Origin of the sequence: Diaminobutyricimonas aerilata, assembly GCF_002797715.1 — a bacterium.
Classification (GTDB): Bacteria; Actinomycetota; Actinomycetes; order Actinomycetales; family Microbacteriaceae; genus Diaminobutyricimonas; species Diaminobutyricimonas aerilata.
The window spans coordinates 868783-882835 of record NZ_PGFF01000001.1 but is presented as its reverse complement, the minus strand read 5'-3'; the positions used below and the strand labels follow the sequence as shown (position 1 = coordinate 882835).

11 protein-coding genes and 1 pseudogene are annotated in these 14053 nt (G+C 69.7%); 1 reads left to right on the top strand and 11 read right to left on the bottom strand.

Translation table 11 applies throughout. The annotated features are described in order from the left end of the window. Positions 1 to 157 precede the first annotated feature (157 nt). From ilvC to CLV46_RS04235, 5 genes are all read right to left on the bottom strand, one after another. Positions 158 to 1183, bottom strand: a complete 1026-nt coding sequence (ilvC, locus tag CLV46_RS04255; protein ID WP_100363624.1) for a ketol-acid reductoisomerase — start codon at positions 1181 to 1183, stop codon at positions 158 to 160. Between the two features lie 88 nt (positions 1184 to 1271). Then, entirely contained in the window at positions 1272 to 1778 is a 507-nt protein-coding gene (gene ilvN, locus CLV46_RS04250; protein WP_100363623.1) for an acetolactate synthase small subunit, read from the bottom strand. A 3-nt stretch (positions 1779 to 1781) separates the two neighbouring features. Then, positions 1782 to 3584, bottom strand: a complete 1803-nt coding sequence (locus CLV46_RS04245; protein WP_100363622.1) for an acetolactate synthase large subunit — start codon at positions 3582 to 3584, stop codon at positions 1782 to 1784. 42 nt (positions 3585 to 3626) lie between these two features. Beyond that, complete coding sequence (gene ilvD, locus CLV46_RS04240) at positions 3627 to 5336, bottom strand: dihydroxy-acid dehydratase (protein WP_100363621.1); 1710 nt, start codon at positions 5334 to 5336, stop codon at positions 3627 to 3629. A 53-nt stretch (positions 5337 to 5389) separates the two neighbouring features. After that, complete coding sequence (locus CLV46_RS04235; RefSeq protein WP_157802217.1) at positions 5390 to 6184, bottom strand: DarT ssDNA thymidine ADP-ribosyltransferase family protein; 795 nt, start codon at positions 6182 to 6184, stop codon at positions 5390 to 5392. 199 nt (positions 6185 to 6383) lie between these two features. Between CLV46_RS04235 and CLV46_RS16925 the strand changes: the two are divergent. Beyond that, a pseudogene (locus tag CLV46_RS16925) lies at positions 6384 to 7367 on the top strand (DUF222 domain-containing protein); the annotation flags it as partial. Between the two features lie 450 nt (positions 7368 to 7817). On the opposite strand, the gene mnhG reads toward CLV46_RS16925, so the two are convergent. From mnhG to CLV46_RS04205, 6 genes are read right to left on the bottom strand one after another with little or no spacing between them, the layout of a single operon-like run. Then, positions 7818 to 8210, bottom strand: coding sequence for a monovalent cation/H(+) antiporter subunit G (mnhG, locus tag CLV46_RS16785; RefSeq protein ID WP_170028624.1), 393 nt, complete (start codon positions 8208 to 8210; stop codon positions 7818 to 7820). After that, positions 8210 to 8488: an MrpF/PhaF family protein gene (locus tag CLV46_RS04225; protein WP_100363618.1), complete on the bottom strand. Its 279-nt coding sequence runs from the start codon at positions 8486 to 8488 to the stop codon at positions 8210 to 8212. Before CLV46_RS04225 ends, mnhG begins: the two co-directional genes overlap by 1 nt. Then, positions 8485 to 9054: a Na+/H+ antiporter subunit E gene (locus CLV46_RS04220; protein ID WP_100363617.1), complete on the bottom strand. Its 570-nt coding sequence runs from the start codon at positions 9052 to 9054 to the stop codon at positions 8485 to 8487. Before CLV46_RS04220 ends, CLV46_RS04225 begins: the two co-directional genes overlap by 4 nt. Further along, the gene (locus CLV46_RS04215) at positions 9051 to 10610 is read right to left on the bottom strand and encodes a Na+/H+ antiporter subunit D (protein ID WP_100363616.1); all 1560 of its coding nucleotides are present in this window, start codon (positions 10608 to 10610) and stop codon (positions 9051 to 9053) included. The genes CLV46_RS04220 and CLV46_RS04215 overlap by 4 nt, the downstream gene beginning before the upstream one ends. Then, positions 10607 to 11125 carry a Na(+)/H(+) antiporter subunit C gene (locus CLV46_RS04210; RefSeq protein WP_100363615.1) on the bottom strand — a complete coding sequence of 173 codons (519 nt, stop codon included), beginning with the start codon at positions 11123 to 11125 and terminating at the stop codon, positions 10607 to 10609. The genes CLV46_RS04215 and CLV46_RS04210 overlap by 4 nt, the downstream gene beginning before the upstream one ends. Then, positions 11122 to 14007, bottom strand: a complete 2886-nt coding sequence (locus tag CLV46_RS04205; RefSeq protein WP_100363614.1) for a Na+/H+ antiporter subunit A — start codon at positions 14005 to 14007, stop codon at positions 11122 to 11124. Before CLV46_RS04205 ends, CLV46_RS04210 begins: the two co-directional genes overlap by 4 nt. Between the last annotated feature and the right edge of the window lie 46 nt (positions 14008 to 14053).

The following is a 14053-nucleotide window of genomic DNA, read 5'->3' as shown; positions in this document are numbered from 1 at the left end:
CCGCGGCGTCGCGCTCCTCGACGAATGCGCCGCATCCGTCGCACACGCGGTGCAACCAGCACACCGGATCACCCATTCCGCCATTGTGCTCCCGCGCGAGGCGGTGGGACGAGAGAAAGGCCCGGCTCCTCGCGGAGCCGGGCCTTCTCGGGGTGGATCAGCGGGCGGCGGAACCCTCGGTGTAGTCCGCGTCGGTCTGCTTCCAGGCGAAGAGCGCGCGCAGCTCGCGGCCGGTCGCCTCGATCGGGTGCTGCTCCGCCTTGGCGCGCAGCTCCGTGAACTCCGGCGCACCGGCGTCCTGGTCGGCGATGAACCGCTCGGCGAACGCGCCCGACTGGATGTCGGCGAGAACGGCCTGCATGTTCTCCTTCACGTGCGCGTCGATCACGCGCGGGCCGGAGACGTAGTCGCCGTACTCGGCCGTGTCGGAGACGCTCCAGCGCTGCTTGGCGATGCCGCCCTCCCACATGAGGTCGACGATGAGCTTGAGCTCGTGCAGCACCTCGAAGTACGCGATCTGCGGCTGGTAGCCGGCCTCGGTGAGCACCTCGAAGCCGTACTGCACGAGCTGCGAGGTACCGCCGCAGAGCACGGCCTGCTCGCCGAACAGGTCGGTCTCGGTCTCCTCGGTGAAGGTCGTCTTGATGCCGCCGGCACGCAGGCCGCCGATGCCCTTCGAGTACGACCAGGCGAGGTCCCATGCCGAGCCGGACGCGTCCTTCTCGACCGCGACGATCACGGGCACACCACGGCCGGCCTCGTACTCGCGGCGCACGGTGTGGCCCGGGCCCTTCGGGGCGACGAGGATCACGTCGACGCCCTCGGGCGCCTCGATGTAGCCGAAGCGGATGTTGAAGCCGTGTCCGAAGACGAGCGCGTTGCCCTCGGAGAGGTTGTCGCGGATGTCGTCGGCGTACAGGCCGCGCTGGTGCTGGTCGGGCGCGAGGATGACGATGACGTCGGCCCACGCGGCGGCCTCGGCCGAGGTGAGCACCTTGAAGCCCGCCTCCTGTGCCTTCTGGATGGACTTGCTGCCCTCCTTGAGGCCGATGACGACCTCGACCCCGGAGTCGCGCAGGTTGAGCGCGTGGGCGTGGCCCTGCGAGCCGTAGCCGATGACGGCCACCTTCTTGCCCTGGATGATCGACAGGTCGGCGTCGTTGTCGTAGAAGATCTCGGTCACTTTGTTTCGTTCTCCTTGGGTTTGAGGTTCGTGCGGGTCGCGTCGTCAGGCTCGGCGACCGGGAGTCGGTGCGGTCGGCGACCGCGGGTCAGCTGCGGAACACGCGCTCCGTGATGCTCTTCGCGCCACGGCCGATCGCGAGCAGTCCCGACTGGGCGATCTCGCGGATGCCGTACGGCTCGAGCACACGCAGGAACGCCTGCACCTTGCCGCTGTCGCCGGTGACCTCGATCACGAGCGCATCCGTCGACACGTCGACGACGCGGGCGCGGAACAGGTTCACCGCTTCGAGGATCTGCGAGCGCGAGGTGTTGTCGACCCGCACCTTGATGAGCAGGTGTTCGCGCTGCACCGACTGGTTCGGATCGAGCTCGACGATCTTGATGACGTTCACGAGCTTGTTGAGCTGCTTGGTCACCTGCTCGAGCGGCAGGTCCTCGACGTCGACCACAACCGTGATGCGGGAGAGTCCCTCGATCTCGCTCTTGCCGACGGCGAGCGACTCGATGTTGAACCCGCGCCGGGCGAACAGGCCCGCGACGCGGGTCAGCAGACCCGGTTTGTCTTCGACGAGCAGGGAGAGTACGTGGCTCATGGTCTACTCCTCTTCCCACTCGGGGGCGTTGTCACGGGCGTACTGCACCTGCGAGTTGCCGACGCCCTGCGGCACCATCGGCCACACCATCGAGTCGCGGCTGACGACGAAGTCGATGACGACGGGGCGGTCGTTGGTCTCGATCGCGAGCTTGATCGCGGCGTCGACCTCCTCCTCCTTCGTGACGCGGATGCCGAGAGCCCCGTAGGCCTCGGCGAGCTTCACGAAGTCGGGCACCATGCGGGTCTCGGTGCCGCCGGTGAGGTGTCCGGTGTTGAGGTCGGTGAACGAGTGGCGCCCGTCGTAGAACAGGGTCTGCCACTGGCGCACCATGCCGAGGCTCGAGTTGTTGATGATCGCGACCTTGATCGGGATGTCGTTGATCGTGCAGGTGGCGAGCTCCTGATTGGTCATCTGGAAGCATCCGTCACCGTCGATCGCCCACACGAGGCGGTCGGGCTGCGCGACCTTCGCACCCATCGCGGCGGGCACGGCGTAGCCCATCGTGCCGGCGCCGCCGGAGTTCAACCAGGAGTTGGGGCGCTCGTACTTGATGAACTGCGCGGCCCACATCTGGTGCTGTCCGACGCCGGCGGCGTAGACGGCCTCGGGGCCGCTCAGCTCGCCGATGCGCTGGATGACCGCCTGCGGGGTGAGCAGTCCGTCGTCGGCGGGGGTGAAGCCGAGCGGGAACTGCTTCTTCAGGCCGTTCAGCCGCTCCCACCAGGCGGTGAGGTCGGGGCCGCCGTCGGCGGCCGCGGTTCCGAAGGCGTCGATGAGGTCGGTGATGACCTCCTTCGCGTCGCCCACGATCGGCACGTCGGCGAAGCGGATCTTGCCGATCTCCGCCGGGTCGATGTCGACGTGCACGACCTTCGCGTGCGGCGCGAACTCGCTCGTCTTGCCGGTGACACGGTCGTCGAACCGGGCGCCGAGCGAGATGATGAGGTCGCTCTCCTGCAGCCCGAGCACGGCCGGGACCGCGCCGTGCATGCCGGGCATGCCGAGGTGCTGCGGGTGCGAGTCGGGGAACGCGCCGCGCGCCATGAGCGTCGTGACCACGGGAGCGCCGGTCTTCTCGGCGAGCACCTTGAGCTCCGCGCTCGCCTTGGCGCGGATGACCCCGCCGCCGACGTAGAACACCGGTCGCTTCGACTCCACGAGCAGCTGCGCGGCGGCCTGGATCTGCTTGCCGTGCGCCTTCGTGACCGGACGGTAGCCGGGCAGGTCGACCTTCGGCGGCCAGATGAACGGCGCCGAGTTCTGCTGCGCGTCCTTCGTGATGTCGACGAGCACCGGTCCCGGACGACCGGTCGTCGCGATCTGGTACGCCGCGGCGATCGTCGCGGGCACGTCCTCGGGACGGCTGATCAGGAACGAGTGCTTCGTGATCGGCATCGTGATGCCGACGATGTCGACCTCCTGGAACGCATCCGTGCCCATGATGCTCGAGAAAACCTGGCCGGTGATCGCGAGCAGCGGCACGGAGTCCATGTGCGCGTCGGCGATCGCGGTGACGAGGTTGGTCGCACCGGGGCCGGACGTCGCGATCGCGACCCCGACCTTGCCGGAGGAGGACGCGTAGCCCTCGGCCGCGTGGCCGCCGCCCTGTTCGTGGCGCACGAGGATGTGCCGGATGGTCGTCGAGGCCATCAGCTCGTCGTAGAACGGCATGATGGCGCCGCCGGGGATCCCGAACACGTCGGAGATGCCCAGCTTCTCGAGGCTCTTGAGGATGGCCCCGGATCCGGTCAGGATCTCGGGTTCGGTGCGCGTCGGCGCACTCGGTGTCGCTTCCGTCGACATGGGGGAATTGAGTCCTTCGTCAGCTGATGGTGAGGGGCGAAGTCACCCGGTGACCGCGCCCTCCGCAGCGGAGCGCACGAGCTTCGAGTACTTGGCGAGAACGCCACGGGTGTAGCGCGGGGGAAGAGGAGCCCAGCCGCCCCGGCGGGCTTCCAGCTCGGACGGGTCGACCAGTAGATCGATCGTGCGAGCCGCGATATCGACCCGTATCAGATCACCATCGCGCACGAAGGCGATAGGACCAGCGTCCACCGCTTCGGGTGCAATATGGCCGATGCACAGGCCGGTTGTGCCGCCCGAGAATCTGCCGTCCGTCAAGAGTAGTACATCCCGACCGAGCCCAGCGCCCTTGATGGCCGCGGTGATGGCGAGCATCTCGCGCATGCCCGGACCGCCCTTGGGTCCCTCGTAGCGGATGACGACGACGTCGCCGGCCTGGATGCGTCCCTCGGTGAGGGCGTCCATCGCGGCACGCTCCCGCTCGAACACGCGGGCCGGTCCTTCGAAGGTCGCGAGGTCGAAGCCCGCCGTCTTGACGACCGCGCCCTCGGGGGCGAGCGATCCCTGCAGGATCGTGAGGCCGCCGGTGGCGTGGATGGGGTTGTCGAGCGTGCGGAGCACCTCGCCGTCGAGCGGGTCGGGGTCGAGCTCGGCGAGGTTCTCGGCGACGGTCTTGCCGGTCACCGTGAGCGCGTCGCCGTGCAGCAGTCCGGCATCCAGCAGCGCCTTCATGAGCACGGGCACGCCGCCGTGACGGTCGACGTCGTTCATGACGTACTTGCCGAAGGGCTTGAGGTCGCCCAGGTGCGGCACCTTGTCGCCGATGCGGTTGAAGTCGTCGAGGGTGAGCTCGACCTCCGCCTCGTGCGCGATGGCGAGCAGGTGCAGCACGACGTTGGTGGAACCGCCGAGCGCCATCGCGACGGCGATCGCGTTCTCGAACGCCTCGCGGGTGAGGATCTGGCGCGCGGTGATGCCCTTCTCGAGCAGCCCGACGACGGCCTCGCCGGAGCGGTGCGCGTAGTAGTCGCGACGACGGTCGGCGGAGGCCGGCGAGGCCGAGCCGGGCAGGCTCAGCCCGAGCGCCTCGGCGACGCTCGCCATGGTGTTGGCGGTGTACATGCCGCCGCAGGCGCCCTCACCGGGGGCGAAGGCGCACTCGATGCGCTTGGCGTCCTCGACGGTCATCTTGCCGGCCTTGACCGCGCCGACCGCCTCGAACGAGTCGATGATCGTGATGTCCTTCTCGGTGCCGTCGCTGAGCTTCACCCAGCCGGGGGCGATCGAACCGGCGTACAGGAACACCGCCGCCAGGTCGAGACGCGCGGCCGCCATGAGCATGCCGGGGATCGACTTGTCGCACCCGGCGAGCAGCACGGAGCCGTCGAGTCGTTCGGCCTGCATCACCGTCTCGACGCTGTCGGCGATGACCTCACGGCTCACGAGCGAGAAGTGCATCCCCTCATGCCCCATCGAGATGCCGTCGGAGACGGAGACGGTGCCGAACTGCAGCGGGTACCCGCCGCCGGAGTGCACGCCCTCCTTCGCGGCCTGCGCGAGACGGGCGAGCGACAGGTTGCACGGCGTGATCTCGTTCCACGAGCTCGCGATGCCGATCTGCGCCTTGTCCCAGTCCGCGTCGCCCATGCCGACGGCACGCAGCATTCCGCGGGAGGTGGTGGCCTCGATGCCGTCGGTGACGACGCGGGATCGGGGCTTGTGGTCGGGGCGGGGCGAGTCCGAGGCAGACATGGAGAAAGTCTAGGACTCGCTCGGGACTGCTCCGGTCGCGAGGGGGCCGGCCGTCAGGCGCCGGTCCATTCCGGGTTCGGGGTGAACCACGGCGGGTGCGCGGCGACGCGCGGCCCGCCCTTCGGCAGCAGGGCGCGGATGCGGTCGCGAATCGGCTCGTGCGCGACGGCGATCAGCTGCAGGGCGCTCACCGGCACCTCGCGCGGCACGAGCACTTCGGCGACCCGGCGGCGTTCCTCGTCGCGCGAGGCGCGGCGCAGCAGCTCCTCGGCCGACGGACGGTCGCTCGTGACGCGCGCGGTCGGGTCGGCGGGGTCGTCGCACACGACGAGCGGCCACCCGACGGCGTCGATCGTCGTGACGAGCATCGCGAAGTCGGCCGGACGGGCGGCGCGTGCCGCATCCGACCAGCGCCGGGCGCGGGCTCCGCCGGAACGCACCTCCTCCCATGGCTCGGATTCGGGCACGAGGGTGAAGGCGACGTGCTCGGACGCGGCCCGGCCGTCGAACTCGCGCGTCGCGCGTCGTTCGAGCGCCGCGGGCGAGAGCAGTTCGACCTCGATCGACTCCGGACCGATGGCACCGACCGTGAGGATGGCCTCGAGCTCGCGCACGTGCACGAAGCGGTGCAGGCGCTGGGTGCCGACGACGTACGGGGGGCCGCTGCGCTCCCCCGCGCGCGTCGCGGACGGTCGGGCGACGGCCGACCGGGAAGCGCCGGCGCGCGGCGTCGTGAGACGCGGGGCCGGTGCAGTGCGGGTGCGGGGCTTCGGCGCGACCACCGGGGCCGGCTTCGGGAAGCAGACGTCGCACGACGTGCCTTCAAGACCGTGGATGCATTCCGCCACCCGTCTACGGTACGTCACCCGCGACACCTCTCGAGCCGCCTCGAACGGCGCTGTCGTATCCGCCTAGTCCCCTGCCCGCTCGTTCACGGATCCTGTCGTTCACGGATCCTGTCGTTCCCTGAGGCTGTCGTTCCCTGAGCCTGTCGAAGGGAACACCCGCACGCCCCGGAATGTCGGTGGTTGCTGGTGGAATTCAGGTATGGAGCAGAGCAGCGCCACCCCCGCCCACCCGGCGTCGAACGCTGCTGCTCGTGCGTTGGACCGCCGGTTCGCGCTCGCTGAAGACCTCCAGATCATCGACCGGTCCGCCAACATCGCCGCCGCGGCGCGGATCGAGAAGATCGAGCAGCTCCGGATCGCCTGCGGTGGAGCGAGCACCACCGATGGCGTGAAGTTCCGTCCACAGGGAGACCTGGAATGGCGCTCCCTCCGCGCCGAGATCGCCGCCCTGCTCAACATCACCGAACACGCCGCCGAGCATCTCCTGCAGACCGGATGGGCGCTGCACGACCACCTCCCCGGCACGCTCGCCCTCTTCCGCGACGGCTCCATCTCCGAGCGTCACGCTCACACCATGGCCCACCACACGGACGGCCTCACCGCCGAGCAGATCGAGAAGCTCGAGAAGCACGCCCTGGAGATCGCTCCTCGCCTGAACCCGGCGCGGTTCGAGACGCGGGTGCGGATGCTGCGGCAGAGAATCACCAACGAGGTCGCTGCCGAACGTCACCGGGAGGCCGCGAAGGCTCGGCACGTGTCGGTGCAGCACGTCGACGATCAGATGGCGTGGTTGACCGCCTACCTCCCCGCCGTCGAAGCGACCGCGATCCTCAACCGGTTGGAGAGCACCGCGACCGGGCTGCGGAACGACCCGGCCGAGGAACGCACCCGCAACCAGCTCATGGTCGACACCCTCACCGAACTGCTCCTCACCGGTCACGCCACCGGAACGCATGGGATCATCGCCACGGTGCACCTCACCGTCCCCGCGCTCACCCTCCTCGGTCACACCACCGACCCCGCCATCCTCGACGGGTTCGGACCCATCGACATCGACACCGCCCGCCGGCTCACCGCCGACGCACCCTCGTTCACCCGCATCCTCACCCACCCCGACACCGGAGCGCTGCTCTCCCTCGGCCGCACCCGCTACCGACCCACTAGGGCGATGCGTGACTGGTTGCGCCTGCGCGACGGCACCTGCCGGGCACCCGGATGTGGACGACACGCCGACCGCTGCGACCTCGACCACACCACCGACTGGGCCCACGGCGGCACCACCGACCACGACAACCTCGCCCACCTCTGCCGGGCACACCACACCCTCAAACACCACACAGGATGGGAACTCCGAGCCGGACCCGCACCCGGCGTCATGGAATGGGTGTCACCGCTCGGCTACATCCACACCACCGACCCGTTCCTCGAATACGGCACACCGCCACCCGAAGCCGCCATCGACGCAACCCCCGACACCGACGACCTCGAAGGACTCCCACCCGATCCCGACCGGGACTGGTACGAGACCGAGTGGCAACGGATCATCCGCACCGCCTACGGAGCGAGCGCGGCCTGTACGGGCTACGGGGCACACCCGTCCCCTGAGCCCGTCGAAGGGAACCGCGGTAGGGCGCTACCGGTCGTCGGGCTCGGCGCGACGGCGCTCCTCGCTCTGCTCGACGGAGGCGCGCTCCACCGCCTCCTCGAGTTCGTCCACCAGCAGCAGCTCTCGCCGGAAGTTGCCCGTGCGGTAGCCGGCGCGACCGATCATGTGCGCCGAGATCGGCACCGTGAGCAGCTGGAACAACAGCACCGGTACGAGCACGAGCACCGTCGACCAGCTGCGGGCGGTGAGCGCGATGGCGGCGAGCACGAGGACGAGACCCAGGATCTGCGGCTTGGATGCCGCGTGCATCCGACTGAGCGCATCCGGGAACCGCAGGAGCCCCACGCCGGCTGCGGCGGAGAGCAGCGCGCCCAGCAGCAGGCAGACGGCGGCGATCACATCGAGCACGGGTTCGAACATCACGGTCGCCCCTCGTTAGTCCGGTCCTGCTTCGACACGTAGCGGGCGACCGCGATCGACCCGAACACGGCCGTCGCGGCGAGCACGAGCATGATCGGCACGGTGCGGGTGTGGCCGTTCATCACCATCTCGGTGCCCAGCACGAGAATCAGCGTCGACATGAGCATGTCGGAGGCGATGATCCGATCGAGGATCGACGGCCCGCGCACGATCCGCACCACGGCGAGCACCGCGGTGATGGTGAGCAGGATTCCCACGGCGAGGTAGACGAGACTCACGAGCGCATCCTCTCGACGTCGTCGCGGGAGCCGAGCGCGCGCACGATGCGTGCCTCGTACTCGAGCACCCGTCGCCGGTTCGCCTCGACGTCCGCCTCGTTCCGCACCGAGAGCGCGTGGAGGTAGACGACCGAGTTCTCCCGGTCGATCTCGACGACGAGGGATCCGGGGATGAGCGCGATCGAGATCGAGGTGAGGGTCACGATGAAGTCGGAGCGCGTCTCGAGCGGCACGGCGATCACGGCGTTCTGCCGCACCCCGCGAGGCGACACCGCCTGCCAGGCGACCTGGAACGAGGCGGCGACGAGTTCGATGCCGAACCGCGCGATGAAGACGGCGAACCAGAACACGTTGAACCGGCCGGAGAGCTCGACCGGCGGCAGGTAGAACACCCGTGTCACGGCGAGGGCGAGCACGATGCCGGTCACGATGGTGAGTAAGGAGAGCGAGCCCCACAGCAGCATCCACAGGGCGACGAGCACCACGAGCAGCGGCAGCTGCTGCCACAGCCGGAATCCCAGCTCGCGCGTGCGCCCACCGCCGTCGTTCGTCGGGTCGTCGCTCATCGGTCGCGCTCCCCGAGCACGCTCTCGACGTAGAAGTCGGTCCCCTGAAGGTTCTCGCCCGCTCGCGACGACAGCTCGTAGAGCGGCCCGGCGAACACGGTGAGCGCGCAGCTGAACACGACCATCGCCGCGGTCGACCAGATCATGAGCCGCGGAAGGGTGCGCGCCTCGACCGTCGTCGGGGCGTGGGGCGCCTCCTCGAGCTCGTTGACGAGCGCGGAGTCGTACTCCTCCACCTCGTCGGCGGGACGCCAGAACGCGAGGTTCCACGCCCGTGCCATCGCGTAGAGCGTGAGCAGGGAGACCAGCGCTCCCGCACCGATCAGCAGGTAGGCGAGGGGGGTGGCCTGTTCGGCGCTCGCCTCGAACAGGCCGAGCTTGCCGATGAACCCCGAGAACGGCGGGATGCCGCCGAGGTTCAGGGCGGGGATGAAGAACAGCACCGCGACGACCGGCGCAGCGCTCAGCAGACCGCCGAGGCGGGTGATCGACGTGGTGCCGCCGATCCGCTCGATGAGTCCGGCGGCGAGGAACAGGGTCGTCTGCACGACGATGTGGTGCGCGATGTAGAAGATGGCCGCCGAGGTGCCGGCTGCCGACCCGAGCCCGACGCCGAGGATCATGTAGCCGATGTGGCTGACGAGGGTGAACGACAGCATCCGCTTGATGTCGGCCTGCGCCACGGCACCGAGGATGCCGACCACCATCGTCAGCAGCGCCACGAGCATGAGCGGCGTGTTGAGCTCCGGAGTCGGGAACAGGATCGTCTCGGTGCGGATGATCGCGTAGACGCCGACCTTCGTCAGCAGGCCCGCGAACACGGCCGTCACGGGGGCGGGTGCCGTCGGGTACGAGTCGGGCAGCCAGAACGACAGCGGGAAGACCGCCGCCTTGATGCCGAACGCCACGAGCAGCACGACGTGCAGCACCGTCTGCACCTCCGCGGGCAGGTCGGCGATCCGGTCCGAGATCTGCGCCATGTTCACGGTGCCGACGGCGCCGTAGATCATCGACACGGCGGCGAGGAAGAGCAGCGACGAGAGCAGGCTCACCACGATGTAGGTGACGCCGGCGCGGATGCGCGCCTCGGTGCCGCCGAGGGTGATGAGCACGTAGCTCGCGACGAGGAGGATCTCGAAACCGACGTAGAGGTTGAAGAGGTCACCGGCGACGAATGCCGTGAACACCCCCGTCGACAGCACCATGTAGCTCGGGTGGTAGATCGAGACGGGGGTCTCGTCGTGACCGTCGGCGAGACCCTGCCCCACCGAGAACACGAGCACCGCGAGCAGCACCGCCGACGAGATCACGAGCATCAGAGCGGCGAGCCGGTCGACGACGAGCACGATGCCGAACGGTGCCGCCCAGCCGCCCACCTCCATCACGAGGCTGCCGGTCGCGTCGACGGTCGCGAGCAGCACACCGCTGATCACGAGCACGGCGACGAGGGCCAGCACGGTGATGCCCTGCTGCACGCGCGCGCTGCGCTTGAAGACGAGGGTCGCCCCCGCCCCGAGGAGGGGAAGCAGCACGACGAGGGGCACGAGGGCGGTCATCCGCGTCTCCCCTCGGCGTCGGTCGCGTCGTCGGGAGCCGGTCGGGTCGCGTCGTCGTCCTCGGCGTCGAGCACCGCGGCACCCGCGATGGCGGTCGTCGCGCGGGTGCCGAACTCGGTGTCGCCGGATTCGTCGAGCACCACCTCGGTCACGCGCGCCTGGCGCGTGCCGATCGCGACGTCCTCCTCGTCGACCTCGAGGTCGTCCTCCTGCTCGAGACGCCACGACCGATAGATGAGCGCCATGAGGAACGCGGAGACGGCGAAGGTGATGACGATCGCGGTGAGACTGAGGATCTGCGGCAGCGGATCGGTGAAGTCGGCCGGATCGACGTCGCCGTCGACGATCGGTGCGAGGCCCGCCTCACCGGCCATGATGAGCAGCAGCAGGTTCGTCGCGTTGCCGATCAGCAGGAATCCGACGAGCACCCGGGTCATGCTCTTCTCGAGCAGCAGGTAGACGCCGCACGCGTAGAGCACCGCCATGCCGACGAGCATCACGATCGAGACGCTCACGATCGCACCTCCTGCAGCTCGTCCTCCTGTTGACGGTCGACCTCTCCCCCGAGGCTGCGCAGCACGTCGAGCACGAGCCCGATGACCACGAGGTAGACCCCGACGTCGAACAGGGTCGACGTGACGAACTCGACGTGGCCGAGCACGGGCAGTTCCGCCTCGAACCACGTCGAGGTGAGGGCGTCGGCCCCGAAGAACAGGGGCACGAGAGCGGTGCCGACCGCGAAGAACAGCCCGGAGCCCAGGAGGGTGCCGGCGTCGAGCGGAGCGGCAGCGCCGAGCTCGTACCGACCGCCGGCGAGGTACCGCGCGACGAGCGCGAGACCGGCGACGAGACCTCCGGCGAACCCGCCGCCGGGCGCGTTGTGCCCGGCGAAGAGCAGGTACACCGACACCACGATGATCGAGTGGAAGATGAGCCGCACGACCACCTCGAGCAGGATGGAGCGGTTGCGCGCCGCGAGGGCGCGGCCCGCGAGCAGCCAGGTGCCGCGGTCGACGTCGGCGTCGTCGGGGTGACGCACCGGACGCAAGCGTTCGAGCAGGCGCCGTCGGCCCTCGGCACGCACGGGGCGCCGGGCTCGCGGGAGCTCGTCGTTGCGGCTGCTGATGAAGATGAGGCTCGCGACGCCCGTCGCGGCCACGATGAGCACGCTCAGCTCCCCCATCGTGTCCCACCCGCGGAGGTCGACGAGAGCCACGTTGACGACGTTCTTGCCATGCCCGCCGTCGACGGCGAGACGCGGGAACTCGATCGAGATCGGCTCCGCCGTGCGTACACCGACGGCCACCACCGCGACGACCGCCATGGTGAGGCCCACGGCCGCGCCGATCAGCGCGCGGCCCAGGCGATGGGTGCTGCCGTGCTTGGTGCCGAGGCGCGCGGGAAGCCGGCGCAGCACGAGCACGAAGGCGACGAGCGTGATGATCTCGACGAGCGCCTGGGTGAGTGCGAGATCCGGTGCCCCGTGCAGGCCGAACAGCGCCGCCATGCCGATGCCGGTCACGCCGACGAGCACGACCGCCTGGAAACGCTTCGACGCGCGCGCGGCGGCGACGGCCGCCACGATCATCACGACCACGACGGCCCCCTCGCCCGGGTGGTCCCACGGCACGAGGGCGTCGGGCCAGGACCGATTGAGGCTGAGGGCGGCGCTCACCGCGACGACGAACACGAGCAGGATGATCGCGAGGTAGAGCGGCAACGACCCGCGCTGGGTGAACGCGGTCGTGCGGGCGGCGGTCACATCGACGCCGCGCAGCGTGCCCCAATAGGCGTCGACCGCGCCGCGCGGCCGCGAGAGGCGGCGCTGCACCGACGCGACTCCGTCGCGGAACCGGAACATCGCGAGACCGAGGATGAGCGTGACGCCCGAGAGGGCGAGCGCGGGTTCCCAGCCGTGCCAGAGCGCGAGGTGGGCGACCTCGTCCGTGCGGGCGGGGACGGCGTCGGCGTGCGGCGCGAGCAGCGGATCGAGCGCGGCCGCCGCGAGGCCGAGCGCGAGTCCCGAGAAGGCGAGCAGGGCCGGCGGCGCGAGGAAGCTCCACCGCTCGGTGTCCTCCCGCACGGGTTCGACGCCCTGCTTGAGCGCGAACGCACCCCAGACGAAGCGTGCCGTGTAGGCGACGGTGAGCACCGATCCCGCGACGACACCGACGATCGCGGCCGTCGACCAGAGCGAGCCTTCCGCCGCATCCGCCAGCAGTGAGGCGAAGACCGCCTCCTTCGCGACGAAGCCGAGGGTGGGCGGGAGTCCGGCCATCGATGCGGCGGCGAGCACGGCGATGACGGCGAGGGCCGGCTCCTCCCGGCCGAGACCGGAGAGCTTGCGCAGGTCACGCGTGCCGGCGCGGTGGTCGATGATGCCGACCACGAGGAACAGCGTGGACTTGAACAGCGCGTGCGCGAGCAGCAACGCGAGCCCCGCAAGGGCGGCGTCGCGCGTGCCGATGGAGACCACGGTCATGAGGAATCCCAGTTGCCCCACCGTGCCGTAGGCGAGCACGAGCTTGAGATCCGACTCGCGCAACGAGCGGTAGCCGCCGAGCAGCATCGTGAGCACGCCGAGCGTCACGAGCACCTCGTGCCAGCCGGGCACCTCGGCGAATCCGGGCGCCATGCGGGCGACGAGGTAGATGCCCGCCTTCACCATCGCGGCGGCGTGCAGGTACGCGCTCACCGGCGTCGGCGCGGCCATGGCGGCCGGGAGCCAGAAGTGGAACGGGGCGATCGCCGACTTCGAGATCGCGCCGACGAGCACGAGCAGCACGGCCACCGTCACGAGGTCCCCGCGCGGAGCCGCTTCGATGATCGCGGGCAGGCTGCTCGTGCCGGTCTCGACCGCGAGCAGCACGAGGCCGACGAGCATCACGAGCCCGCCGAGCGTCGTGACCAACAGCGCCTGCAACGCCGCGCCGCGGCTCACCCGCCGGCTCGTGTGGTGCGCGATGAGCAGGTAGGAGAAGACGGTCGTCGCCTCCCAGAAGATGAACAGCAGGAAGACGTCGTCGGCGATGACGAGCCCGTACATCGCTCCCGCGAACGCGAGCAGCACACCCGCGAACCGCCCGACGTTGTGCGCGTCGGGCGCGAAGTAACGGGTGCAGTACACCAGCACGAGCGCCCCGACACCGGTGACGATGAGCGCCATCACCCACGACAGCGGATCGAGGCGAACATCGAGCGTGAGCCCGAGCTGCGGCACCCACTCGTACCGCTCGACGACCGCATCGGCGAGAGCCGGCGGGCCGTTGAGGGCGGCGTGCACGAACGCCGCGGCCGGCACGAGAGCGGCGACCACGAAGACCCACAGGCCGATCCGCCGCTCGATCGCCGGCAGGAACATCGCGAGGACCCCGAACAGCGCGAGGAGGATCAGCATGGGTCCTCCCGGGGGCTTGAGTCGTCACGCGGGATGCGAGGAAGAG

Bases quoted from the DNA above. Each gene is read 5' to 3' on its own strand.
- ilvN (WP_100363623.1), bottom strand. From the start codon at position 1,778: ATGAGCCACGTACTCTCCCTGCTCGTCGAAGACAAACCGGGTCTGCTG.
- CLV46_RS04245 (WP_100363622.1), bottom strand. From the start codon at position 3,584: ATGTCGACGGAAGCGACACCGAGTGCGCCGACGCGCACCGAACCCGAG.
- ilvD (WP_100363621.1), bottom strand. From the start codon at position 5,336: ATGTCTGCCTCGGACTCGCCCCGCCCCGACCACAAGCCCCGATCCCGC.
- CLV46_RS04205 (WP_100363614.1), bottom strand. From the start codon at position 14,007: ATGCTGATCCTCCTCGCGCTGTTCGGGGTCCTCGCGATGTTCCTGCCG.
- CLV46_RS04220 (WP_100363617.1), bottom strand. From the start codon at position 9,054: ATGAGCGACGACCCGACGAACGACGGCGGTGGGCGCACGCGCGAGCTG.
- mnhG (WP_170028624.1), bottom strand. From the start codon at position 8,210: ATGTTCGAACCCGTGCTCGATGTGATCGCCGCCGTCTGCCTGCTGCTG.
- CLV46_RS04215 (WP_100363616.1), bottom strand. From the start codon at position 10,610: ATGACCGCCCTCGTGCCCCTCGTCGTGCTGCTTCCCCTCCTCGGGGCG.